Raw genomic sequence first — 24,944 nt, 5'->3', positions numbered from 1 at the left:
CGAACGAGATCCTCGCGATGCACGGCATCACCAAGTCGTTCCCCGGCGTGACCGCGCTGCGGGACGTGGCGTTCTCGGTGCGCAGCGGTGAGATCCACGCGATCTGCGGCGAGAACGGAGCGGGCAAGTCGACGCTCATGAAGATCCTCTCCGGGGTGCACCCGCACGGGACGTACTCCGGAGAGGTGATCTTCGAGGGCGAGCCGTGCGCGTTCGCCGGTATCCGGGACAGCGAGTCCCGGGGCATCGTGATCATCCACCAGGAGCTGGCGCTCGTGCCCCAGCTCTCGATCGCGGAGAACCTGTTCCTCGGCAACGAGATCACCCAGCGCGGGATGATCGACTGGAACAGGGTGAACCACGAGGCGGCCAAGCACCTGCGCCGCGTGGGGTTGCGGGAGAACCCGGTGACGCCGGCCGGTGAGCTGGGTGTCGGCAAGCAGCAGCTCGTCGAGATCGCGAAGGCACTGTCCAAGAAGGTCAGACTGCTGATCCTCGACGAGCCGACCGCCGCGCTCAACGACGACGACTCCGCGCACCTGCTGGACCTGTTGCGCGGCCTGCGTGACGACGGCATCACGTGCGTGGTGATCTCGCACAAGCTCGGCGAGGTCATCGAGATCGCCGACACCATCACGATCCTGCGTGACGGCAGGACGATCGAGACGCTCGACGCCACCGACGTCACCGAGGACCGCCTCATCTCCGGGATGGTGGGACGCGACCTGGAGCACCGGTTCCCGCCGAGGGAGCCGCACATCTCCGACGAGGTGCTGCGCATCGAGGACTGGACGGTCCACAGTCCCACCATCGCGGGCCGGGTCGTCGTAGACCGCGCCAACCTCTCGTTGCGGCGCGGGGAGATCGTGGGGCTCGCGGGCCTCATGGGCGCGGGCCGCACGGAGCTCGCGATGAGCGTGTTCGGCCGTTCCTACGGTGTGGACATCACGGGCCGGGTGTTCAAGGACGGCCGCGAGATCGACGTGCGGACCGTGGACGCCGCCATCCGCAACGGGATCGCGTACGTGAGCGAGGACCGCAAGCGGTACGGGCTCAACCTCGTGACGGACGTGAAGCAGAACGTGTCGGCCGCGGGGCTCGGGCTGCTGTCCAGACGTGGCTGGGTGAACGAGAACGAGGAGTTCCGCGTCGCCGAGAAGTTCCGCGCGGCGCTGCGGATCAAGACGCCGACCGTGCAGGCGCCGGTCCAGACCCTGTCGGGCGGCAACCAGCAGAAGGTCGTGCTGGCGAAGTGGATGTTCACCGAGCCGGACGTCCTGATCCTCGACGAGCCCACCCGGGGCGTCGACGTCGGCGCGAAGTACGAGATCTACACGATCGTGAACTCGCTGGCGGAGCAGGGAAAGGCGGTTCTGGTGATCTCGTCGGAGCTGCCGGAGCTGCTCGGGCTGTGCGACCGGATCTACGCGCTGTCGGCGGGCCGGATCACCGGCGAGGTGCCGCGCGCGGAGGCGACGCAGGAGCGCCTGATGGAGTACATGACGCAGGAGGTAGGCCGTGAGTGACCTGGCGAGCGAGTCGCGGACGTCCGAGGTGGACGAACCCGCGTCGCGGACGACACCGCCGGAGTCACCGCGGCGGATCCGGATCAACCTGCGGCAGAGCGGGATCTACGTCGCGTTCGCGTTGATCGTCGTGCTGTTCACCGTGCTGACCGACGGCGACCTGCTCGAACCGGGCAACATCTCGAACGTCATCGTCCAGAACTCCTACGTGCTGATCCTCGCGATCGGCATGATCCTGGTGATCATCAGCGGCCACATCGACCTGTCCGTGGGCTCGGTGGTGGCCGTGACGGGTGCGATCTGCGCGGTGCTGACCGTCAACTGGGGCCTGCCGTGGTGGCTGGCGGTCCTGGTGACCCTGGTCGCGGGCGCGGCGATCGGCGCGGCGCAGGGGTACTGGATCGCCTACTTCGGCATTCCGGCGTTCATCGTGACGCTCGGCGGCATGCTGGTGTTCCGGGCGTTGACGCTCACCGTGCTCGGCAACCAGGGCATCGGCCCGTTCCCGGACGAGATCCGCACCCTGTCGAACGGCTTCACGAGCGGGTACCTCGGGAACGTCGGCCTCGGCCCGCTCGGTGGTGCCGACGTGGTGTCCCTGCTGGTCGGCATCCTCGCGGTGGCGGGCTTCGCGGTGGCGCAGTGGCGCAGGCGGCGGGCCCGGCTCGGCTACGGCCAGACGGTCGACCCGTTCCCGCTGTTCGCGGGCAAGATCGTGCTGGCCGCGGTGGTCGTGATGTTCGTGGTCGTGCAGCTGGCGCGGTTCAGGAACCTGCCGTGGGTGCTGGTGCTGCTGGCCGTGCTGGTGCTGGGCTACTCGCTCACCGCGAACCGCTCGGTGTTCGGCCGGCACATCTACGCGGTGGGCGGCAACCTGCAGGCGGCAACCCTGTCGGGTGTGCGGGTCAAGCCGGTGACGTTCTGGGTGTTCGTGAACATGGGTGTCCTCGCCGCGCTGGCGGGCGTGATCTTCGCGGGCCGCCTGAACCAGGCCGGACCGACCGCGGGCATGTCCTTCGAGCTGGACGCGATCGCGGCGGCCTTCATCGGCGGCGCCGCGGTACAGGGCGGCGTCGGCAAGGTGATCGGCGCCATCACCGGCGGCCTCATCATGGGCGTGATCAACAACGGCATGTCCCTGATCGGCGCCCCGAGCGAACGCGTCATGCTGGTCAAGGGCCTGGTCCTGCTGGCGGCGGTCGCCTACGACGTGTGGACCAAGCGCCGGGCAGGCACGGTCCGGTAGCGGCCCCAACGCACTGAAGGACGCCTTCCTGACGCTCAGCGTCAGGAAGACGTCCTTCAGTGCACCTGGGCGCCGTGCGCGCTCCCAAATTTAGGCTTCGTTACTGAACCGGTTCATCGTCAGGTCTGGTTTTCGGCTTGACGGCTGTCGTAAGCTGCGCGTCGACAAGCGCTCGACCACCGGACCGATACTTACGCGGTTCAGTTGGCGTGCGTGCTGGGAGGCGACGATGCTTCTGCACGACGGGCAGCCGTGGCTCGGTGCCAACTTCTGGTCGCGGTCCGGTGGGCCGCTGATGTGGCGCGGCTACGACTCGGGCCTGATCGCGCGGGAGCTGTCCGTGCTGCGCGAGCACGGCATGAACCTCACCCGCTCCTTCTTCTACTGGCCCGACTTCATGCCGGAGCCCGACCGGGTCGACGACGTCATGGTCGAGCGGTTCGCCGACTTCCTCGACCGGCACACCGACGCGGGGATGGCCACCGTGCCGACCTTCATCGTCGGGCACATGTCCGGGGAGAACTGGGACCCCGTGTGGCGGCAGGGCCGCGACCTCTACGGCGACGTCTGGATGGTCGCCCGCCAGGCATGGTTCGTCGAGCGCATGACCGCCCGGTTCCACGAGCACCCCGCCGTCGCAGGCTGGCTGATCTCCAACGAGATGCCGATCTACGGCGAACCCGCCACCAGGGACACCGTCACCGCCTGGGCGCAGCTCATGGTGCAGGCCGTCCGCGCGGGCGGCGGCACCCAGCCCGTCTCCATCGGTGACGGCGCCTGGGGGATGGAGGTCACCGGCTCCGACAACGGCTTCTCCGTGCGCGACCTGGCCGAGCTGACCGACTTCGTCGGGCCCCACGTGTACCGCATGGAGAACGACGTCGTGCGCCAGCACCTCACCGCGGCGTTCGTCTGCGAGCTGGCCGGGTTCAGCGGCAAACCGGTCGTGCTGGAGGAGTTCGGCGTCACCGACGCGTTCGTCTCCCGCGAGCACGCCGCCCACTACTACCGCCAGATCCTGCACAACTCGCTGCTCGCCGGCGCCACCGGCTGGATCGGCTGGAACAACAGCGACTACGACAACCTCCACGAACAGGACCCCTACCGCCACCACGCGTTCGAGATGCGGTTCGGGCTCACCGACGTCGACGGGAACCCCAAGCCCGCGCTGCGTGAGGTCAGGGCGTTCGCCGAGGTCATCGCGCACGTCGACCTGCCCGGCTGTGTGCGGCCGGACAGCGAGACCGCACTCGTCGTGCCCTCCTACCTCGAACACGCCTACCCGTTCACCGAGGCCGGTGACCACACCTACGTGTTCGACGTGCTGCGCCAGGCGTTCGTCGCCGCGCGCGAGGCGGACCTGCCGGTGCGCACGGCCCGGGAACGGGACGGCCTGCCCGCGGGCCGCAAGCTCTACCTCGTCCCGTCCGCCAAACAGCTCACCGCCCCAGCCTGGCGTGACCTCGCGGGGTTCGCCGAGGACGGGGCCGTCGTCTACGTGTCCTACAGCCCCGGCAACCACGGGGTGCAGCGCGGGCTGTGGCACGCGGACGTCAACGGGATGTTCGGCGTCGAGCACCGGCTGCGGTACGGGCTGGTGGACCCGGTCGCCGACGACGAGGTCACCGTGAGCTTCGTCGCCGACCTCGGGTCGCTGAGTGCGGGGACGACGCTCACCTTCCGCGCCGGGGGCAACGAGCACGCCCGGTCCTACCTACCGGTGCGGGCCACGGACGCGGAGGTCGTCGCCGTCGACCAGCACGGTGAACCCGTGCTGCTGCGGCGGTCGCACGGTGCCGGCCACCTGGTGCTGTGCACGTTCCCACTCGAGGGGATGGCCGCGGCGCTGCCGCACGTCAACCCCGAACCCACGTACCGGATCTACGACGCGCTGGGGGCCATGGCCGGCGTGTCACGGCCGGTCACCGTCGCCGACCCGCTCGTCCACTCGGCCGAGCTGCGCCACCGGGACGGCAGACGGTTCGTCTGGCTGGTCAGCCAGGCGGAGGAGGAGCTCACGGTGAAACCGGTTGTGGGGGGCCGGTTGACCGACCTCGCGACGGGGGAGCCCGTCGACGAGGTGACCATGCACCCGTATGGCGTGCGGGTGTTGTCACACAAGGATTCCTGAACTAGGAGAAGGCGCCATGCGGCAACGTAAGCGTTTCCTGACCATCCTCGTCGCGGCCGGCTTACTCGCGGCCGCCTGTACGGGGGCGGAGGGCGACGGTGCGAGCAGCTCCACCGGTTCGTACCCGCGCAACGAGACGCTCTTCACCAGCGGCACGCAGTGGGGGCCCCCGAGCAACGCGAACCCCTTCCGGCAGAACGACTACGCGACCGGCACGGTCGGGCTCCTCTACGAGACCCTGTTCCTCTACGACCCCCTCACCGACAAGTTCGAGCCGTGGCTCGCCGACAGCGAGAAGTGGGTCGACGACAAGACCTACGAGGTGACGCTGCGCGACGGTCTCACGTGGAGCGACGGCAAGCCGATCACGGCCGACGACGTGGCGTTCACGATCAACCTCGGCAAGATGAAGACGGTGCCCTACAACCCGCTGTTCGGCTCCATCGAGTCGGTCACGGCCGTCGACGACAGGACGACAAAGGTCACCTTCGAGGAACCGCACTACCAGCAGTGGGCGAACTGGGTCTACTTCAACCCGATCGTGCCCAAGCACGTGTGGGAGGGCAAGTCCGAGAAGGACGTCATGCAAGGGGCGAACTTCGACAAGCCGGTCGGCTCCGGGCCGTACGTGGTCGAGACGCACGACCAGGACCGCATGGTCTGGAAGAAGAACGACAAGTGGTGGGGCAAGGACGCCCTGGGCATGGACATGAAGCCCAATTACATCATCGACATCGTCAACACCAGCAACGAGGCCGCGCTCGGCCAGGTGCTCCAGGGTGACATCGACCTGTCCAACAACTTCCTGCCCGGCATCGCGTCACTGGTCAAGGGCGGCTACAAGCTGCAGACCTACTTCAAGGACGCGCCGTACATGCTGGCCGCCAACACCACGTGGCTGATCCCCAACACCACCAAGGCGCCGATGAACGACGCGGCCTTCCGCCGCGCGCTCGCCTACTCCATCGACACCGACAAAATCGTGAACTCGGTGTACAGCAACATCGTGGAGAAGGCGAACCCCACGGGCCTGCTGCCCATCTGGGACAAGTACATCGACAAGGGCACCGTCGACGAGCTGGGCCCGACCTTCGACACCGGCCAGGCCAAGACCCTGCTGTCCCAGGCGGGTTACCGGGACACCAACGGTGACGGGTTCGTCGAGAACAAGGACGGCTCGCCGGTCACGCTGAAGCTCGCCACGCCGTCGGGCTGGACGGACTGGAACGAGGCCGCCCGCGTGATCGCCGACAGCGCCAAGGCCGCCGGCATCCAGATCACCTCCGAGACCCCGGCCGCGGAGGTCGTGCAGGACCAGCGCGAGTCCGGCCAGTTCGACCTGATCCTCAACAACGACCGTCAGATGGACAACACGCCGTGGCGGTACTACGAGTACGTCTTCGGGCTGCCGGTGCTCGAGAAGCAGACGACGATCAACTACGGCCGCTACGAGAACCAGCAGGCGTGGGACCTCGTCACCCAGCTCGACGCGACGAAGGTCGACGACCTGGCCGGCATGAACGCCGTCACCAAGCAGCTCCAGCAGATCCAGCTGACCGACGAGCCGGTGATCCCGTTGTGGTACAACGGCCTCTGGTCCCAGTACAGCAACTCCGTGTGGACGAACTGGCCGTCCGACGCCGAGGGTGCGCAGGTCCTGCCCACGATGTGGCACGGCTACCTGCAGCGGGGCGCGATCAAGATGCTGGCCGAGCTGAAGCCAGCACCGCAGGAGAAGTGACGTAGCGATGGGACGGTACTTCGGCAGGAAGCTCGGGATCTACGCCCTGACGTTCTTCGTCGCGGTGACCATCAACTGGCTGATCCCGCGCTTCATGCCGGGGGACCCGGTGCGCAGCATGGTGACCCGTGCCGGGTTGCAGGACCCGGCCGGGGTCGCCGCCATGCAGGACTACTACACGCGCCTGTTCGGCTTCGACCTGCCGATCTGGAAGCAGTACCTCAACTTCTGGGGTGAACTGCTCCAGGGCAACTTCGGCACGAGCCTGTGGGCCTACCCGCAGCCGGTCGGCTCGATCATCCTCGCGGCCGTGCCGTACACGCTCGGGCTCCTGTTGCCCGCCATCCTGCTGAGCTGGTGGGCGGGCAACAAGTTCGGCGCGTACGCGGCACGCAAGAAGGTGCTCGACAACGCTGTCCTGCCCGTCTGGTACATCCTGACCGCGACGCCGTACATGTGGCTCGCGATCCTGCTGGCGTGGGCACTCGGGAAGGTCGCGGGTGTCTTCCCGGTCGGCCGCAGCTTCTCCGCGACGCTGCAGCCCGCGTGGACCTGGGTGTTCATCGAGGACCTGATCAGCCACTGGTTCCTGCCGTTCCTGTCGCTGTTCCTGGTGATGTTCGGCGGCTGGGCCATCGGCATGCGCAACCTCGTGATCTACGAGCTGGAGGCGGACTACTCGCACTACCTCGGCGCACTGGGCGCGCCGCAGCGGCTCGTGCGCCGCTACGCCTTCCGCAACGCGGTGCTGCCGCAGGTCACCGGCCTCGCACTGCAGCTCGGGGTGATCATCGGCGGCCAGGTCGTGACCGAGATCGTCTTCGACTACCGGGGGCTCGGCTACCTGGTGCTGCAGGCCATCAGCGCGAACGACCTGTTCCTGCTGCAGGGTGTGTTCCTGTTCGTCGTCATCGGAGTGCTGGTGGCGAACTTCCTCATCGACGTCGTCTACGTGCTGGTCGATCCACGCACCCGCGTGGGGATGGGAGGTGCGGCGTGACCGAGCCAAGGGCCGACATCGCCGACGTCGAGCCGACCCCCGTCGGCGCGGCGGCGTCCGAGCTGGCCACCGTGCCCGGCGTGGCGACCATCCACGCGGGCCCGATGCGTCGCGAGGCACTGCACTTCGCACTGCGCAACAAGAAGCTCGTCGGCGGCCTTGCGGTCGTGGTGGCGTTCCTGCTCCTCGCACTGCTGGGGCCGTTCTTCACCGCGGACGACCCGCTCGCCTACGTCGGCCCGCAGTCCGCGCCGCCGTCCGGCGAGTACTGGTTCGGCACCACCACGTTCGGGCAGGACGTGTTCAACGAGTTCGTCCACGGGCTGCGGGCGACGTTCCTCGTCGGGAGCATCGCCGCGCTCATCGCCGGAGTGGTCGGCATGGTCGTGGGGTTCACGTCCGGCTACCGGGGCGGCATGCTCGACGAGATCCTCAACATGGTCACGAACATCGTGCTGGTGCTGCCGGTGCTCGCGGTGCTGATGGTCATCGCGGCCTACCTCGACGTGCGCACCGTGCTGTCCCAGTCGGTCATCATCGGCCTGTTCTCCTGGCCGTGGGTGGCCCGTGCCGTGCGGGCGCAGACACTCTCGTTGCGCAGCAGGGAGTTCGTTGACCTCGCGAAGCTCTCCGGTGCGCCCGTGCGGCGGATCATCTTCCGTGAGATCGCGCCGAACATGGCCTCCTACCTGTTCATGGTGGTCATCCTGCTGTTCGGCAGCGCGGTGCTCATCGCCGCGACGCTGGACTTCATCGGCCTCGGCCCCTCCGAGGGCGTCTCGCTCGGCCTGATGCTCAACCACGCCAAGCAGTGGAGCGCGATGAACCTCGGCCTGTGGTGGTGGTTCATCCCACCGGGACTCGCCATCACCACGATCGTCGGCTCGCTCTACATCATGAACGTGGGCCTCGACGAGGTCTTCAACCCCAAGCTCCGGGAGATGTGATGAGCCGAGCTTGCGGAGCGAACAATCAGACACAGGGCGACCGCGAGCGGCGACCCGGAGCCTGCGAGGGGTCGTCATGAGCCTGACGGTTGAGAACCTCGAGGTTCACTACCAGACGACCCGCGGGCCGGTGCACGCTCTCGACGGCGTCACGTTCTCGTTGGCGGACGGGGAGATCATGGGCCTCGTCGGCGAGTCGGGGTCCGGGAAGACCACGCTGGGCAAGAGCCTGATCCGGATGGACGGCCGGATGCGGCACGTCGGCGGCACGGTCACCCTCGACGGCGTGGAGCTGCCGATCGGCGACACGGTGGCCATGAACAAGTTCCGGTTCTCCGACGTGTCGATCGTCCCGCAGTACGCCATGAGCGCGATGAACCCGACCCGCAAGATCGGCAGGATGGTCCGCGAGCTGGTCGAGTCCCGCAAGATCAGGTTCTCGACCGTGCGGGACGAGCTGAACCGCCGCCTCGACCTCGTCGGCCTCGACCGCGCGGTGCTCGACCGGTACCCGATCGAGCTGTCCGGCGGGATGAAGCAGCGCATGGTGATGGTGATCTCCACGCTGCTCAACCCGTCGCTGCTGATCGCGGACGAGGTGACCTCGGCACTGGACGTGTCCACGCAACGCGCGGTCGCGCTCGCGCTGGCGTCCTTCCGGGACCACGAACTGGTCCGCGGCATGATCGTGATCACCCACGACGTGTCGCTGGTGTACCAGATCGCCGACTCGATCACGGTCATGTACGCGGGCAGGCTGGCCGAGACGGCACCGACCGACGTGATGGTCTCCGAGCCACGGCACCCGTACACGCAGATGCTGATCTCCTCGCTCCCCGAGGTCGGCGTGCGCTACAGCGGGAAGCGGCTCACCGGCATCGCGGGCAGCCCACCCGCGCTGCTGAACCCGCCGCCCGGCTGCCGGTTCCGCGACCGCTGCCCGCTCGCGTTCGACAAGTGCGCAGAGCAACCGCCGTTCGTGGAGATCGCGGCGAACCACAAAGTGGCGTGCTGGAAGGCGATGTGATGCTCAAGCTGGACCGGGTCTCCAAGACCTACCGCGTCGGCGCGTTCGGCAGGGGCACGCTCCAGGCCGTCCGCGACGTGAGCTTCGAGCTGAAGCCGGGACAGGTCATGTCGCTGATCGGGGAGAGCGGCAGCGGCAAGTCGACGATCGGCAGGATGGTCCTTCGGCTCCTGCGCCCGACCGAGGGCACGATCACCTTCGACGGCCAGGACATCACCGGCCTGCGGGGCGGCGGCCTCAAGGAGTACTACCGGCACGCGCAGGGCGTGTTCCAGGACCCCTTCAGCACCTACAACCCGATCTTCCGCGCGGACCGCGTGTTCGCGATGATCCGCCAGTCCTACTTCCCGGGCGTGAAGGACGACGAGTGGGGCGACCGGGTGGTGGAGTCGGTCCGGTCGGTGAACCTCAACCCGGACCTCGTGCTGGGCAGGTACCCCCACCAGCTCTCCGGCGGCCAGCTGCAGCGGCTGCTGGTCGCGCGGGCGCTGCTGCTGGACATCAAGCTGCTGGTGGCCGACGAGATCATCAGCATGCTCGACGCGTCGACCCGCATCGACGTGCTGAACCTGTTGGCGGACCTCAAGGAACGCGGTCTCGCCATCATGTTCATCACCCACGACCTCTCGCTCGGCAACTACCTCTCCGACCAGGCGGTGATCCTGCACAAGGGCAGGATCGTCGAGCGCGGCGGCACCGAGCGGGTGTTCGGCGACCCGAGGCACCCGTACACGCGCACTCTGCTTGCCTCGGTGCCCCGGCTGGGGGTGCGCTGGGAGGACCTGCCGGTGCCGGAGACCGGTGCGCACGAGTGTGACGCGCCGCTCGAACAGGTCGAGGACGACCACTTCGTGGCATGCTTCGACGACGCGGATGTCCACCATGGACGGAAGAGCGAACCGGTGTGACGAAACGAGTGACGATCGCCGACGTCGCCAGGCAGGCGGGACTGTCGAAGGGCGCGGTGTCCTACGCCCTCAACGGCCAGCCAGGCGTGTCGGAGTCGACCAGACAGCGGGTGCTGCGGCTCGCGCTGGAGATGGGGTGGCACCCCAACAGCGCGGCCAAGGCGCTGTCCGGCGCGCGTTCCGGCGCGTTCGGCCTCGTCCTGGCGCGGCCGGCGAGCACGCTCGGGGTCGAGCCGTTCTTCATGCGGCTCATCTCGGGCATGGAGACCGCCATGGCGTCGACGCAGACCGCGCTGCTGCTGCAGGTCGTGCCCGACCACGACGCCGAGATCGCCACCTACCGCCGCTGGTGGGCCGAACGCCGGGTCGACGGCGTGTTCCTGATCGACCTGTGCGTCGACGACAAGCGGGTGCCGGTCCTCGAGGAGCTGCGCCTGCCGGTGATGGTCGTCGGCGGCCCCGGCCACCACGGGTCGCTGGCCGGGGTGTGGATCGACGACGCGAGCGCCATGGTGATGGTGGTCGAGTACCTGGCCGCGCTGCGTCACCGGCGGATCGCGCGGGTCGGCGGCGTGCCGGGCATGCTGCACGACGAGCTGCGCTCGGCCGCGTTCGACTCGGTGGCCGACCGCCTCGAGCTGGAGTGGTCCACCACGATCCCCACCGACTACAGCCCGGAGCGCGGCGCGCAGGCGACGCGGCGGCTCCTCTCCGGCGCGAACCCGCCGACCGCGATCATCTACGACAACGACGTGATGGCGGTCGCCGGCGTGTCGGTCGCCCACGAGATGGGCGTCCAGGTCCCCGGCGACCTGTCGATCATGGCGTGGGACGACTCGGTGCTGTGCGAGATCACGCACCCGCCCCTGACCGCCGTGAGCCGCGACATCACCGCCTACGGCCGCCAGCTCGCCGAGCACCTGCTGGCGCTGCTGAACGGCGAGGTCGTCACCGAGGTCCAGGACAACCCGCCCCGCCTGGTGGTCCGGGGGAGCACCGCCCGCCCGACGGACCACCGGCCCGCCGCGGTCACGGGATGATCTGGACGTCCGCGTCGCCGGGACCGTCGAACACCGTCGTCGGCCTGCCCCGCAGCCACAGGTCGAAGTAGGCGGCGAGGTACTTCCGCTGCGCGGCGAGGCTCCGGCGCGGGTCGATGGTGCCGATCGACGCCGTGAAGTCGCCGTCGACCTGGGGGAGCATCACCTGGGCGTCGGTGAAGCTCAGGTGTTCGGCCTCTGACAGGTACAGGTCGCGCCGCCACCCGGTGGACGCCGACCAGAACGCACCCCAGTCGTCGCTGTTCGCGTGGTTGTGCGGCGCGCCGCTGGTGAGGCCGCCGCCCATCAGCAGGAACGGTCGCGTGACGCCGACCGTGGCGGCCTGCCCGAAGCGGGGGTCCATGCTGCCGTCGAGGTTCGCGCCCGCGTCGATCCGCGTCTCGCCGATCATCGCCTCGGCGGTGGTGAACCCGCCCATCGAGTGACCGAACATCCCGACCCGCGTCAGGTCGGCGAAGGGCACACCGGCCAGCTCGTCGAGCACGAAGCCGGTGTCCCGCACGCGTTCCCGCATGACCTGCGCGGCGTCGACGCCCGGTTGGGGCAGCACGACGCGGTCGGGGAACTGGACCGGGCCGACGGGGGTGTGGTCCATGCCGACCACGACGTAGCCTCGGCTCGCGAGGTCCTCGACCAGTGTCGTGCCGAGGAACCGGGAGTGGCCACCGCCCGGTGAGTACAGCACGACCGGGCGCCTGCCGGGCAGCGGTGTGGCGCCGGTCCTGGAGTGGGTGCGGGTGGCGGCGAAGTCCGCGGTGCCCGGCGGGACACCGGCGTTCTGGTCGTAGAAGGCCGCCACACCCGGCGGGAACTGCCGCGCGATCGGCCCCTTCGGGATTGCCGGGTACCACAGCGACACCATCAGCTCCCGCGCCTGGCCCGTCCACGGATCGATCCGGTCGTGGTCGACGAGGTGCAGCTCCCTGGTGCCGACCGGATAGGGCCCGGTCGGTCCCGGCAGTGCGAGCACGACCGGCGCTGTCGCCGCCGCGGGTGCGAGGCCCGCCGCCAGTGCCACCGCGGCAAGACCGGCGGCCAACATCCACTTCTTCTTCATGCGGCCAGTCTGTTCGGCGCCGGTCCGTCCGGCATCTGTCGAGGGTGAACGGACGCACTGGCCGAAGGTCATAGGTTCACCGGGACACCGCGCTCCTCGGGACGGTCTCCTTGACCACGAGGCGCTGGTCGGCGAAGCACAGGCGGTAGAACAGGCGGTCGTCGGTCTGCACGGTGGCCCAGTACTGCCTGCAGTCGGCGCCTTGTCTCGGCGTGGGCAGCATGCGCTCGGGGTCGCCGAGGATCTGGAAGCGGGGCAGCACCCTCTCGACGTCCGCCTGCGGCTGCCCGAGGTAGAGCCTCCCGTACACGGCCGGGTCGAGCCGGTTGTCGGACCCGACGAACAGGTACAACCCGATGCCCAGCACCACGACGACGGCGGCGGCGAGCAGTGGTGCCCGCGCGAGCCGCCAGAGGCGGGGCCGGTCACGCCCGGGTGGCGCCACCGCCGTGTCGTGCGGCAGCCCGGCCTCGACGACGAACCGACCGTCGCGGACACCGGCGTCGAACGTGCCGCCGAGGACGGCGACCTGCTCACGTAGCCCGGCGATACCGAACCCGTTGCGGCCCGGGGCTTCCACGCCGGACAGGGCGTTCTCGACGGTCACGGTCGTCCGGTCGCCGCTTGTCGTGACGCGGACGGTCACCGGTGTCCCGGGTGCGTGCCGGGCGGCGTTGGTGAGCCCCTCCCGCACGACCCGGTGCACCGCGGCGGCGACCTGCGGGGGCGGATCGCCGGGTGCGACCAGCTCGACAGTCTGGCCGGCGGCGGTCGCGCGGGCGACCAGGGGTGTGAGGTCGGTGCCCTCCGGCTCGCCGAGCAGGCCGACGATCTCGTGCAAGCGCTCGGTGGCGGCGGCGATCCCGGCACGCAGCTCGCCGGCCTCGGCGCGGGTGTGCTCGTCGAGGTGCGGCGCGACCTGGAGCGCGGCGGCCCGCAACGCGACGAGGCCCAGCTCGTGCCCGAGGGAGTCGTGCATGTCCCTGGCGATGCGGGCCCGCTCGGTGACCGCGACCCGCTCGAGCCCGGCGACGAGCAGTTCGGCACGCTGGCGCCGGTACCGCCCGGCGAGCCAGGGCAGGCCGACGGCGAGGAGCAGCAGCAGGACCAGCACGAACCAGTCGTAGAGGCCGAAGAGCACACCGAACGCGCCGCGGTCGCCGACGTCGATCAGCACGCCGACGGGCAGGCCTGCGAGCAGGATGCCGGCGAGTGCGGTCACCACCGACCGCTGGTCGGCGAGTCGCCGCGCGGCGAGATAGCCGAACACCGCGGCGACGAGGAAGGGCCAGCCACGCACGGGGCTTGTCGCGATGGGGGCGAGTACGAGGGTCGGGACCAGCACTCCGACCACGGCCAGTGAGAACAGCGCGAGCGGGAAGCGTGGGAACGATGTGACGGCCGCCCCGACCACGACGAGGCCGACGGCCAGCTCGACCCAGTGCCCGGCGACCTCCAGAGACAGCGGCAGTGCGATGACCAGGAAGGCGGCGACGCCCTGCCGCCGGAACCCGACCAGCCGGCCCCGACCCATGCCATCAGCCACGGCGACCACCGTACCGATGCGGGTCCGGCGTACTGAAGGACGCCTTCGTAACGCTCAGCGCACTGAAGGACGCCTTCATAACGTTCGGCCGGGCCACCAGTGAGTGGCTTGCACCTGGGAGTGCGTGTTGGTCGTCGAACACGGGTCGCGGTGGGGGCGGGTGAGGGCGCTGCGGGCGACCACCGAACGTCCTCAGCGGTGCGGGTCCGGCGTACTGAAGGACGCCTTCGTAACGCTCAGCGCACTGAAGGACGCCTTCATAACGTTCGGCCGGGCCACCACTGAGCGGGCTGGCACCTGGGTGTGTGTCGGTAGTTGCACCAGGCCCAACGTTACGAAAGCTCCCTTCAGTGCATTCAAGGGCGCTAGTCGTACGGCCGGGGCACGTGCACCCATGCTCGCGTGTTCAGCTCCTTCACCGAGACGTGGATCGCCTCGTAGGTGGAGGGGTCCAGGCGGCGGTAGCGGTGCGTCACGAGGCCGGAGTACACGACGTCCGTCACCACGACCACGACGTCCTCGTCGGGCCGTTGCTGGAGATACCGGCGCACCACGGGACTGTCGACGAGCCGGCACGCGGTGATCATGTCGCTGCCCACCCAGCCGGTCGCGTCGCGGTCCACGACGCCGACGTGTAGTGACACGCGCAGCCGGATGCGGGGCTCGGCCGACTCGTTGTGGCGGCGGACGCGGGCGGCGAGCACCGGGATCACGGGGTCGAGCAGGCGCACCGTCGACTTGGTCGCGGGCACCAGGATGATCATCCCGTCGCCGCGGTTCTCGACCGCGATGGACCAGCGGATGCCCGCGCGGCGGAAGGCCTGGCGCACCATGGTGTTGAGGGCGGCGCGGACCCGGGTCTGGGCGCGGTTGTCCAGGCGGCCGAAGCCGGTCACGTCGATGACCATGATCGACATGTGGCGTGGGGCGCGGTCGAGACGCAGCCGGTCGGACAGGAAGCGGGCGCGTCGTCGGACGTCGTCGGCGGTGGCGAGCAGGAGCATGGTGGATCACCTCGGGGTCGGCTAGCCGTGCAGCTGCCGGTAGGCGGAGACCGCACCCGGGTGCATGGGCACTCCGAGCAGGTTGATGAGTGCGCGGCGGTCCAGGAACTGGGTGCCGACCGCCTGGGGCGGGACCAGCCTCCCGGCCTGCCCGACGACCACGGCGGTGATCGCCGCCGCGATGTCGGTGGGCAGGGATCGCCCGCACACCAACAGGTTCGCCACGCCGATGGTGTCGACGCCGGAGTGGCCGTAGCCGGTGGCCGGGATCGTGACCGACTGGTAGGCCCCGTCGTAGGTGTTCCGCAGGGCGGGCAGTGCCTTGGCGAGCGGCAGCAGCCTGATGCCGACCTCCCTGTGCAGCTCGGCGATCGGCGGCGTCGGCACGCCGCCGGACCACAGCAACGCCTCCACCTCGCCCGCGGCCACCTTGTCGACCGCGACCTCGAGCGTGTCGTTGCGCTCGCGCACCGCGACCGTCGCGGCGGCCATCAGCCGCTCGCCGGTCATGGCGGTGCCGGAGCCCTTCGCGCCGAGCGACACCCTTGCGCCCGCGAGGTCGGTGATCGACTCGATCCCGCTGTCGGCGCGGACCACGAGCTGCAGGTAGTCCTCGTACATGCGGCCGATGCCCGCCACGGACTGCACGTCGCGGTACGGGTCGGTGCCCGTGACGGCGGCGAGCGCCACGTCGGACTGGCAGACGGCGATCTCCGCCTCGCCGGACTCGATCTGTTCGAGGTTGTCCTTGCTCCCGTTGGTGCTCACCGCCGTGCAGTGCAGGCCCGGCTCGGCCGCGTTCACCTCGTGGGCAAGCAGCTGGGCCACCTCGAGGTAGAAGCCGCCCCGCAGGCCGCCCGCGATCGTGATGTCGCGGTCCGGCCCCCGGTAGAGCTGCGCACCGCAACCGGTCAGCGCGGCCGCGGCCGCCGCGACGGCCGCCTGGCACAGTGTGCGTCTGGTCAGCGTCATGGGTCCGTCTCCTTGGCCAGGGGCACGGTCAGCTCGACCACGAGCCCTCTCGGACGGTTGGCGCGCAGGCGGAACGTGCCGCCGCGCGCGGTCACCAGCCGTTCGGCGATGGCCAGCCCGAGACCGGAGCCGGGGCCGCCGTGGTGGCGTCGCGACCGCCAGAACCGGGTGGTGGCCACGGCCATCTCCGGCTCCGGCAGGCCGGGTCCGTCGTCGGTGATGGCCACGTGCCCGGCCTCCGCGCCGGTCGCGCAGTCGAGCCGGACGTGTGCGCCGGAGCCCGCGTACTTGATGGCGTTGTCGATCGCGACGTCCAGCACCTGCTTGAGCTCGATCTCGGAGAGGGCGAGCGGCACCGCGTCCACCGAGTCCGGCGCGGACAGTCGCACACCGGCCCGGTCCGCGACGGGCAGCCACGTCTCCCTGCGTTCGACCAGCAGCTCGGTGGCGTCGCAGCTGTCGGTGGAACCGCCGCCCGCGGCCAGCTCGGTGGCCCCGTGGTCCGCGGCGGCGAGGTCGAGCAGGCCGCCCGCGAGCGACTCCAGCTCCTCGACCTCGGCGACGATGCGGCCGTAGGGCACCTCGCCCGCGGGCGTGACGTAGGGGACCAGCGAGTCGACGGTCAGCCGCAGCCGGGCGATCGGGTTGCGCAGCTCGTGGGAGGCGTCCGCGACGAGCCTGCTCTGCTGTTCCGCCGCGGTCGTGACAGCGCTGGCCATGTCGTTGAAGGAGGCCGCCAGCGCACGCAGCTCGCGCGGGCCGAGCCGGTCGCCGACGTGGGCGCCCTCGCCCGCCGCGACGGCGAGCACACCCCGCGCCAGCTCGCCGAGCGGCCGCAGCACCCAGCGGGCGACGAACAGTGCCAGCAGTGCGCAGACGACCGCGGCCGCCAGCGCGGCACCGAGCACGACGAGCCACGCGGCGCCGATGTCGGACGCCGCGGCCGTCACCGACGACCGCAGTACCACCGCGCCGCTCACCCTGGTGTCGGTGCCGATGGGAACGGCGAACAGCACGTGCTCGGAGGACCACGGCCGCAGGTCCTTCGGTGCCGTCGCCGGCTGGTTCTTCAGCGCCTTGGCGACCGCGTCGGCCACGTCGGGGTCGCCGAGCCTCAGGCCCCCACTGGCGATCGTCCCGCCCGTGTTGTCGACCACGAGCACGCCGTCCGCGTAGAGGTCGTGGTAGGCATCGACCTCCGCCTTCAGCTCGGCCGCCAGCTCGGTGGAGTCGAGCGTGCCCTGCTGCGCGATGGCCGCGATGCGCTCGAGGTCGGCCGTGCGGGCGATGCGGAAGTCCTGTGTGCGTTCGCCCGCCGTACTGACCAGGAGCGGCCACGCGAACGCGGTCACCGCCAGCGCCGAGAACGCCAGCAGCACGACCAGGAGCCTCCTGCGCACTCTCTAGACCTCCAACCTGTAGCCGAGCCCGTGCTGGGTGACGATCAGCCCGGGCCGGTTGAGCTTCCTGCGCAACGTGGTCATCACGACCGAGAGCGAACGGTCCCGGGTCTGGTCGCTGTCGCCCCAGCCGATGTCGAGGAGGTCCTGCCGGGTGACGAGCCTGCCGATGTGGCCTGCCAGCACGGACAGGACGGTGAACTCCTTGCGGGTCAACTCCACCTCGGCACCGCCGACCAGCACCCGTCGTTCGGCGAGGTCGATCCGCACGTCCCGCGTGACGACGACGTTCGTCGGCTGTGCGAGCGTGCGCATCCGGCCGCGCCGCACGACCGCGTCGATGCGGGCGAGCAGCTCGTCCTTGCCGAACGGCTTGACGAGGTAGTCGTCCGCGCCCAGCCGCAGTGCCCTGACCAGGGTCTGGTTCCCGGCGACCGCGGTGACCACGAGCACCGGGACCGTGCTCTCGACCCGGACGCCACGCAGCACGTCGAGTCCGTGGCCGTCGGGCAGCAGGAGGTCCAGCAACACGACGTCGGCCTCGTGGTGACGGGCGAGCGCGTCGGCGGCGTGCGTCACGACCGTCGGAATGTGCCCAGCACGGACGAGCTGGGGTTTCACGGCCTGCGCGAAGGCCGGATTGTCCTCGACCAGCAGAACTCGCAGCCCGAGGATCGGCTCGAGATCCAGCCTCTCCTGTACCGGAACGGACACGACCCACCTCCTTCGTGATGGGTTCAATGTCTGCAATGCTGTCCGACGGAGCAAGAATCCGTGCCCACTTTTGACATTTGTTTAGGAATTCCGACGGAAAGTGACTACAAAAGTGTCCGGCCGCCACTCTTTGGGGTGACAGCGGGTTCGGCGCGGCGCGCGTGTGCCTGATCGAGAAGGGACATCAGTTCCTCCTGCGCGCGGATCCGGGCCCGGTACTTCTCCGGAAGCCCGCCGAGGACGGCTTCCTCTGCGTGGAGTTTCGCGTAGATCTCCTCGCGGTGCACGGGGTCGTTGTCCACGTGGAGGTATTCGCGGGCGTGCCGCCGCGCCGCGCAGATCACGTTCTGGGCCCGGCCCCAGCGACTGGTCAGCGAGGCGGCCACGGTCACGACGAGCACGCCGAAGATCACGGCCAGGGACAGCCCGGTGCCGATCTCGACGACGTCGACCGGGTCGCCGTCGTTGACGAACGGGAGGTTGTTCTCGTGCAGTGCGTGGAGGATGAGCTTCACCCCGATGAACGCGAGGATCGCGGCCAGCCCGTAGGTCAGGTACACGAGCCGGTTGAGCAGCCCGTCGAGCAGGAAGTACAGCTGGCGCAACCCGAGCAGTGAGAACGCGGTCGCCGTGAACACCACGTACACGTCCTGGGTCAGCCCGAAGAGCGCGGGGATCGAGTCGAGGGCGAACAGCAGGTCGGTACCGCCGATCGCGACCATGACCAGCAGCATCGGCGTCATGGTCCGCACACCGTCCCGCACCGTGAACAGGCGGTCGCCGTCGTAGGTGTCGGTGGTGCGCACGAGCCTGCGCGCGGCACGGATGACGACGTTGTCCGCGTCGTGGTTCTCCTCGGACGCGGGCTTGGCCAGGTTGCCCGCCGTGAGGAGCAGGATCAGCCCGAAGACGTAGAAGACCCACGCGAACAGGTCGATCAGCGCGGCGCCCAGCAGGATGAACCCCGTACGTGCGACCAGCGAGAACGTGATGCCGAACAGCAGCACCTTCTGCTGGTTCGCCCGCGGCACCCGGAAGCTGGACATGACGACCAGGAACACGAACAGGTTGTCCACCGACAGCGCCTTCTCGGTGACCCAGCCCGCGAAGTACTCCGCGCCCGTGTCCGCACCGCCGAACACCAGCACACCGAGCCCGAACAGCACCGCGATGCCCACGTAGAGGGTCGACCACAGCGCCGCCTCACGCAGCGTCGGGACGTGTGCCCTGCGCACGTGTGCCAGGTAGTCGAACAGCAACAGGGCCGCGATCCCGGCAGTCGTCGCCCACCACACCACCTGAGGCACGCCCACACTCTGCCACGAACCCGCACCGAACCTGTTGACTGAGCATGCGTTGAGAAAGATCATTTCTCACAGATGAATCATTATGTCATTTCTTCACGGTGGAGGTCGTCATGCGGGTGTTCGCGGTTGTCCTGCCCGTGGTGGGTGCCTTGCTCGTGGCACCCACCGTCGCCACCGCGGCCTACGACGACCCGTTGACCACGACCACGAAGCAGGGCCTGGTCTGGCACGCCACACCCGCCGCGGCGCTCGCCGCTCTCGACGGCGTGATGACCAACGTCAGCGCCAACACCGTCGCGCACGACGCCGACCACGCGATGACCGGCTGCACCAGCAACGAGAAGGCCGCGCTGCCCAGGGTGCCGACGGCGACCGCCGCGCTGTGCTGGGACGCCGACCGCGCCGGGAGCACGGCGTGGGTCCCGCAGGGCATCACCACCTCCGGGGACGCCGACGACGACGGCCTGTGGGGCGCGGACAGGATCATCCTGTCCGGCTGGCACGGCACCGACGAGCTCGGTCGGGCCAACGACGCGCGGATCCACTTCATCAACTACGACGACCCGGCCGCGCCTGCCTTCCGCATGGTCTACCTCGCCGTGCCCAACTCGACCGGCACCACCTTCACCGCGGCCAAGGCCCACATGGGTGGCATGGCCTGGTACGGCGACAAGATCTACGTCACCGCGGTCGGCAACACCTCCACCGCCATCCGCGTGTTCAGCACCACCCACATCCTGCGGATGACCGACAGCGCGAGCGCCATCGGCAGGACGAGCAGCGGGTACGCGGCCTACGGCTACGAGTACGCCATGATGCAGATCGGCTACTACAGCTACGCCGCGGGCACCTGCGACATGGCGACCGACACCGGCACGCCGTGCTTCTCGTCCCTCTCGCTCGACCGCAGCACGTCGCCCGCCAGCCTGGTCACCACCGAGTACTTCGCCGACCAGACCCTGCGCGGCCGGCTCTACCGGTACGGCATGGGCGCCGACTTCCTCCTCGCCGCCGGCTCCTCGGGCACCGTGGCCGCCACCGAGGCCTACCGCGGCTCGGTCGGGAACATGCAGGGTGTGTTGGCGCACGACGGGAAGTGGTACGTGGCGCACAGCTCGGCGACGCAGCCGGGCCAGCTGTGGACCCAGACCACGGCCGCCAGCGTCTCCGCCACCTGCGGCACCACCCCGACCAGGGCGTGCTGGGCCGTGCACCCGGAGGCACTCACCTACGACTGGTCCACCGGCCTGGTCTGGTCGCAGTCCGAGTGGTCCAACGGCGACTGCGCGGGCGCGGGCCAGGCCTGCGGACGCACGGTGTTCGCCGTGCCCCTCTCGAGCCTGCCTGCGTGAGACGGGATCCCCGGTCCCGCCAGCGGCGGCTGGCGGGACCGGGGCCGTGTGGTCGCACACGCCGATGTGCACGATCACAATCTCCGACGCGGGGGATGTGAACGCTCTCCCGATCGCTTGGCGAGAGTGTGGGCGGGTCGCCGGTTGCCACGGGCCGGCGACCCGCCCTGTGTCAGCGTCCGGAGGGACTCCCGGACACTGACCGAGGCGGCGCGCTGCCCCAGAGGACTGCGCCGGCCGCGTTGGTCAGGACGATGCGGCTCGTGTTGGCCGGTTGTGCGCCGCTGCCCGAGGGCAGCCCGCTGTACGACCAGTCGTTGGTGGGGTCCCACGTGCCTCGGCTCGTCACGCGGACCTGGATCTCCCTGCGGTACTGGCTCTGCCCGGCCGGTGCGATCGAGTCGGGGCAGGGCACCTCGACGTAGTAGACGTTGCCGCTCCACTGGATCGGGGCCGACGCCGCGCCGCACTGGTTGTAGTTCGTGGTGACCGTGAGCTGGTCCGGTGTCGTCGTGCCGTCGAGGGTGAAGAAGTAGCGGACCTTGCCGCCGACCAGGGCCCGCGCGGGCCACGCGGACTGGTTGGCGACGTACAGCTTCACCTCGGTGAAGGTCGTGCTCTGCTGCGTTGCCGCGCCCTGGACGTACAGCTCGGCCCCGTCCGGGGTCTCGGCGGGCGGGAAGTCGGCCAGGGGGGTGCCGCCGTACTCGTCGTACAGCTTCGCGAGCGCCCCGGTGTAGGCGGCGTTGTAGTCGAGCGCGACTTCGCCTGCCACGTAGTCCTGGCGGCTGTCGGTGTAGGCGTCGCTCGAGTTCGGGCCGCCGACGAGCGCGCCGTAGAGGATGTGGCGGCTCTGCGCGGGCTGGGTGATGTTGTCGGTCCAGCTGCCGTGTGCCGTGCGGTGGTGGGGGTTGCGTGGCGGGTTCTGCCCGAAGCCCACCATGAAGCTCGCGTTGCGCGGGTTCTGGCCCAGCGTGTAGTTGATCTGGCGGACGCCGAAGTCGTGGTAGCGGGCCCTGAGCGTCGGGTCGGTGACGTTCTCGCTGTGCACCAGCGCCACGAACGCGGTGTTGGCGGCGTAACGCAGTGAGCCCCACGTGTCGAGGAAGGCGAGACCGCCGGGGGAGTAGGTGACCCGCTGGCCGTTGACGCCGACCGTCCAGAAGTCCAGCCAGCGGTTGGCGTCGGTGAAGTACTTCTGCTTGCCGGTCAGCTCGGCCAGCAGCACGTAGTCGCCGTAGGACTTGTCGTCCCACGCGATGGTCCAGCGGTAGGACTTCGTGGTGGTCTGCTGCTCGTTGGCGAGCGCGTCGTACTCCGCCTCGGCCTTCGCGAGGTAGGTCGCGTCGCCCGTGGCGCGGTAGAGCCAGATCGCGCCCCACACCAGCTCGTCCTGGTAGCCGCTCCAGCTGCGGTAGAAGTTCTGCGCGTCGGTGATGCAGTCGCTGTACCTGCCGCGCCGCTGGTCGGCGAAGGTGTAGAGCTGCTTCGCGTGCGTCAGCAGGGTGTTGCGGTAGCTCGCGTCGTCGGTGAACACCATGGACGCGGCGGCCATCGCGGCGGCGGACTCGCCCGCGAGGTCCGAGCCGGGGCAGTTCGCGTCGATCTTGTAGGCGGGGCGGGCCATCGGCATGACCTCGGCAGGCCCCCACCACTGGTGGTCGGCGTTGCCGTTGCCCACCTGCCCGTAGAGGACCTGCGCCTGCGGGTGTGCCCTGATGAGCCAGTCCATGCCCCAGCGCAGGTTCGACTTCAGCGCCGCGAGCTGGCCCGCACGCTGGTAGGCCGCCTGCTCCTCGATGGCGCCCCACGCGAGCATGGTCATGCTGGCGGTGAAGGGAAGCCCGAACTTGACGTGGTCACCCGCGTCGTAGAACCCGCCGGTCAGGTCGAGTCCGACGTCGCGGCCGTCGTTCAGCGCCGAGTCGCCGCGCCAGGCGACGCGGTTGCCGGAGCCGAGGGCGCCCGAACGCTGGGCGTCGTAGAACCAGATCGACTTCTGCAGGGCCTCGCCGTAGTTGAAGGCGGGCGCCGCGGCAGCCGTCGTGACACCCGAGGGTGCCACGAGCACGGCGCAGGCCATGGCCGGCACCGTGAGCAGTGAGAGCCGGTTGCGCACGGGTCCTCCTCGTCGAGGGCTTCCGGTCGATCCGCCGAGCGGGGCGCCCTGGGAGCGCTCCCAGAAGTGTAGGGGTTCGATGTTGGATTTGGGAAGGGGGCTGCGCCATCCGTACGAGGACGGTTGTGCCGGTGTCGATTTCGGAGTAGAGCAGTAAAGCCATGAAGCGCGTCGCCCTCATATTCCTGGCCGCGTTCTGTGTGCTCACGGGCTGCTCCGGCGTGCAGCAGGGCGCCACCAGGGGCGCCGCGGCCCTCGGCCAGCGGCTGACCACAATGGACGAGCTCGTCGACTGGATGCGGGACTCCGCAGGGGGTTGCGACGAGGTGATCCCGCAGACGTCGGAGGCGCTGGTCGAGTTCCTCGGCCCGGACAACGCCGCGCGCTTCGAGCCCTACGTCGCGGAATGGGCGACCTGTTCGGTGTCCGCGGAATTCCCGCGTGTGGGGCTGGTGTTGTTCGAAGGCGATGCGCAGCGAAAATTTCAGGAATCGTGGCACGACGCGATGACCGACGGCGAGGTGGCGGACGGGCCGTCGTTCGCCTTCGGCAACGGGTTCGGGGTCTCGGCAGGCGCGCTCGGGGTGAGCAGGCTCGGGCTGTACTGGTTCCTGTGCGACTACACGGACCCCACGGCCCACCGGATCCCCGCCGACGAACAGGACTGCGTGTTCGCGAACTCCGAGCACGCGCACGGTTGACACCACTGAAGCCGCCGATCCAGTGGTGTCGGCGCACTACGGACTCGAACAGGTCAGCGGCGGCGCGGTACTGCTCGACGAGTTCGCCGTCAGCCCGAAGGACCTGGTCGTGTTCGGCGCTATCGAGCCGTTCCAGCCCACACTGCTCACCGTCGCCTGTGTGCCCAGGCTGTCGGTCGTCAGCGTGCCGTTCCAGACGCTGTTGATGGTCGTGCCGCTCGGGATCGACCAGCCGACACGCCAGCCGGACAGCGTCGTCGTGCCCGGGTTGCGGACCGTCACCTCCGCCTGGTAGCCGCCGTTCCAGCTGCCGGTGACCGCCCAGCTCGCGCTGCACGCGCCGTTCGCCGGGGCGCCCGGGTCCGGCGGGTTGTCGACCACGCCGACGCCGGTGACCTCACCGTTGCCGCCGTCGAACGTGACGTCCGAGCAGCCGTAGAAGGTCTCGTTGGAGTCCGAGCGCTTCCAGACCGAGTAGATGACGTGCCTGCCGGACTTGCCCGACGGCAGGTTCGCGGTCCACGAGTACTTGGCGTCGACGCTGCCGACCGAGCCGGCGAGCGGCGGGTGGTCGGCCGAGGCGAAGGGCTGGGACTCGATCTCGTCCCAGCGCAGCGGCTGGCTCGGGTCCCAGCCGTCCTTGGTGACGTACAGGTAGAACCAGCCCGGGTGGGCGGCCCACGCGTTGTAGGTGAAGTTCATGCTCGCACCCGAGGTCAGGTGGGTGAGCGGCCAGTTGCCGGTCCGGTCGAAGCCGGCGAAGTTCGGGTTGCCGCCCGAGCAGAGCTGGCCGTCGGCGATGAAGCCGGTCGTGCGGCCCGCGCCGTCCGAGCGGAGCACGGAGAACCAGTTGTAGAGCGAGTTGGCCCCGCTCTGCGCCACCGCGCCGGCGCACGCCGAGTTCTTCGGCTGGATGTCGCCCTGCTGCGACAGGCCGTCGCGCCAGCACAGGAACGTCCTGCTGCCCGGTGTCATCAGCGCGCCGTGTGCCGCCGCGGGCGCCGCGGTCACCGTCGCCGTTATCAGGCCGGCCATCAACATCCCGACGGCGGCCAACACCGTTGTTGCCCATCTTCGTGTCATCGGTCCTTCTTTCCTCACGCGTACTGGGAGCGCTCCCAGTACTGGTACGGTAGCGTGCGCGGTTGCGGACGGGAAACATCCCGTCACGGGCCGCACAACGTT

The 24,944-nt window shown here is 69.5% G+C and carries 20 protein-coding genes; 11 read left to right on the top strand and 9 right to left on the bottom strand.

Annotated elements, in window-relative coordinates; genetic code table 11:
* Nucleotides 1–17 precede the first annotated feature (17 nt).
* From mmsA to CLV71_RS30695, 9 genes are all read left to right on the top strand, one after another.
* Complete coding sequence (mmsA, locus tag CLV71_RS30735; RefSeq protein WP_133906547.1) at nucleotides 18–1,526, top strand: multiple monosaccharide ABC transporter ATP-binding protein; 1,509 nt, start codon at nucleotides 18–20, stop codon at nucleotides 1,524–1,526.
* A 1-nt stretch (nucleotide 1,527) separates the two neighbouring features.
* Nucleotides 1,528–2,772 (top strand): multiple monosaccharide ABC transporter permease, encoded by a 1,245-nt coding sequence (mmsB, locus tag CLV71_RS30730; RefSeq protein ID WP_424923924.1) that lies wholly within the window; start codon nucleotides 1,528–1,530, stop codon nucleotides 2,770–2,772.
* Nucleotides 2,773–3,001: 229 nt separating this feature from the next.
* Nucleotides 3,002–4,903 carry a glycoside hydrolase 5 family protein gene (locus tag CLV71_RS30725; protein ID WP_208297823.1) on the top strand — a complete coding sequence of 634 codons (1,902 nt, stop codon included), beginning with the start codon at nucleotides 3,002–3,004 and terminating at the stop codon, nucleotides 4,901–4,903.
* Nucleotides 4,904–4,919: 16 nt separating this feature from the next.
* Complete coding sequence (locus CLV71_RS30720; RefSeq protein ID WP_133906374.1) at nucleotides 4,920–6,644, top strand: ABC transporter substrate-binding protein; 1,725 nt, start codon at nucleotides 4,920–4,922, stop codon at nucleotides 6,642–6,644.
* Between the two features lie 7 nt (nucleotides 6,645–6,651).
* Nucleotides 6,652–7,644 (top strand): ABC transporter permease, encoded by a 993-nt coding sequence (locus CLV71_RS30715; RefSeq protein ID WP_133906373.1) that lies wholly within the window; start codon nucleotides 6,652–6,654, stop codon nucleotides 7,642–7,644.
* Nucleotides 7,641–8,591, top strand: coding sequence for an ABC transporter permease (locus tag CLV71_RS30710; RefSeq protein ID WP_208297822.1), 951 nt, complete (start codon nucleotides 7,641–7,643; stop codon nucleotides 8,589–8,591). Before CLV71_RS30715 ends, CLV71_RS30710 begins: the two co-directional genes overlap by 4 nt.
* Before the next feature lie 76 nt (nucleotides 8,592–8,667).
* Entirely contained in the window at nucleotides 8,668–9,618 is a 951-nt protein-coding gene (locus tag CLV71_RS30705; protein ID WP_133906372.1) for an ABC transporter ATP-binding protein, read from the top strand.
* On the top strand, nucleotides 9,618–10,526 hold the full coding sequence (locus tag CLV71_RS30700; protein WP_133906371.1) for an ABC transporter ATP-binding protein: 909 nt from the start codon (nucleotides 9,618–9,620) through the stop codon (nucleotides 10,524–10,526). The genes CLV71_RS30705 and CLV71_RS30700 overlap by 1 nt, the downstream gene beginning before the upstream one ends.
* A complete protein-coding gene (locus CLV71_RS30695) occupies nucleotides 10,523–11,566 on the top strand; it encodes a LacI family DNA-binding transcriptional regulator (protein WP_208297821.1) in 1,044 nt (347 codons plus the stop codon). Before CLV71_RS30700 ends, CLV71_RS30695 begins: the two co-directional genes overlap by 4 nt.
* Here the strand turns inward: CLV71_RS30695 and CLV71_RS30690 are convergent.
* The 7 genes from CLV71_RS30690 to CLV71_RS30660 all read right to left on the bottom strand — a co-directional run bounded on the left by CLV71_RS30690 (nucleotide 11,556) and on the right by CLV71_RS30660 (nucleotide 19,587).
* Nucleotides 11,556–12,644: an alpha/beta hydrolase family protein gene (locus CLV71_RS30690; RefSeq protein ID WP_133906369.1), complete on the bottom strand. Its 1,089-nt coding sequence runs from the start codon at nucleotides 12,642–12,644 to the stop codon at nucleotides 11,556–11,558. The genes CLV71_RS30695 and CLV71_RS30690 overlap by 11 nt on opposite strands.
* A 76-nt stretch (nucleotides 12,645–12,720) precedes the next feature.
* Nucleotides 12,721–14,190, bottom strand: a complete 1,470-nt coding sequence (locus CLV71_RS30685; protein ID WP_133906368.1) for a sensor histidine kinase — start codon at nucleotides 14,188–14,190, stop codon at nucleotides 12,721–12,723.
* A 365-nt stretch (nucleotides 14,191–14,555) separates the two neighbouring features.
* Nucleotides 14,556–15,194, bottom strand: coding sequence for a hypothetical protein (locus CLV71_RS30680; RefSeq protein WP_133906367.1), 639 nt, complete (start codon nucleotides 15,192–15,194; stop codon nucleotides 14,556–14,558).
* A 21-nt stretch (nucleotides 15,195–15,215) separates the two neighbouring features.
* Entirely contained in the window at nucleotides 15,216–16,166 is a 951-nt protein-coding gene (locus CLV71_RS30675) for a TAXI family TRAP transporter solute-binding subunit (RefSeq protein WP_133906366.1), read from the bottom strand.
* Nucleotides 16,163–17,566, bottom strand: coding sequence for a sensor histidine kinase (locus CLV71_RS30670; protein ID WP_133906365.1), 1,404 nt, complete (start codon nucleotides 17,564–17,566; stop codon nucleotides 16,163–16,165). Before CLV71_RS30670 ends, CLV71_RS30675 begins: the two co-directional genes overlap by 4 nt.
* Before the next feature lie 3 nt (nucleotides 17,567–17,569).
* Nucleotides 17,570–18,232, bottom strand: coding sequence for a response regulator transcription factor (locus CLV71_RS30665; protein WP_133906543.1), 663 nt, complete (start codon nucleotides 18,230–18,232; stop codon nucleotides 17,570–17,572).
* 152 nt (nucleotides 18,233–18,384) lie between these two features.
* Nucleotides 18,385–19,587, bottom strand: coding sequence for a TerC family protein (locus tag CLV71_RS30660; RefSeq protein ID WP_243866814.1), 1,203 nt, complete (start codon nucleotides 19,585–19,587; stop codon nucleotides 18,385–18,387).
* Between the two features lie 110 nt (nucleotides 19,588–19,697).
* On the opposite strand from CLV71_RS30660, the gene CLV71_RS30655 reads away from it, so the two are divergent.
* Nucleotides 19,698–20,939 (top strand): hypothetical protein, encoded by a 1,242-nt coding sequence (locus CLV71_RS30655; RefSeq protein WP_133906363.1) that lies wholly within the window; start codon nucleotides 19,698–19,700, stop codon nucleotides 20,937–20,939.
* Between the two features lie 172 nt (nucleotides 20,940–21,111).
* On the opposite strand, the gene CLV71_RS30650 is transcribed toward CLV71_RS30655, so the two are convergent.
* Nucleotides 21,112–23,058 carry a glycoside hydrolase family 9 protein gene (locus CLV71_RS30650; protein WP_243866813.1) on the bottom strand — a complete coding sequence of 649 codons (1,947 nt, stop codon included), beginning with the start codon at nucleotides 23,056–23,058 and terminating at the stop codon, nucleotides 21,112–21,114.
* A 161-nt stretch (nucleotides 23,059–23,219) separates the two neighbouring features.
* On the opposite strand from CLV71_RS30650, the gene CLV71_RS30645 reads away from it, so the two are divergent.
* A complete protein-coding gene (locus CLV71_RS30645) occupies nucleotides 23,220–23,759 on the top strand; it encodes a hypothetical protein (protein WP_133906362.1) in 540 nt (179 codons plus the stop codon).
* A 36-nt stretch (nucleotides 23,760–23,795) separates the two neighbouring features.
* On the opposite strand, the gene CLV71_RS30640 is transcribed toward CLV71_RS30645, so the two are convergent.
* On the bottom strand, nucleotides 23,796–24,842 hold the full coding sequence (locus CLV71_RS30640) for a lytic polysaccharide monooxygenase auxiliary activity family 9 protein (protein ID WP_133906361.1): 1,047 nt from the start codon (nucleotides 24,840–24,842) through the stop codon (nucleotides 23,796–23,798).
* Nucleotides 24,843–24,944: the final 102 nt, after the last annotated feature.

Source organism: Actinophytocola oryzae (genome assembly GCF_004364325.1).
Lineage (GTDB): Bacteria > Actinomycetota > Actinomycetes > Mycobacteriales > Pseudonocardiaceae > Actinophytocola > Actinophytocola oryzae.
The sequence above is the reverse complement of the archived record's forward strand: the minus strand, read 5'-3'. Positions and strand labels throughout refer to the sequence as shown.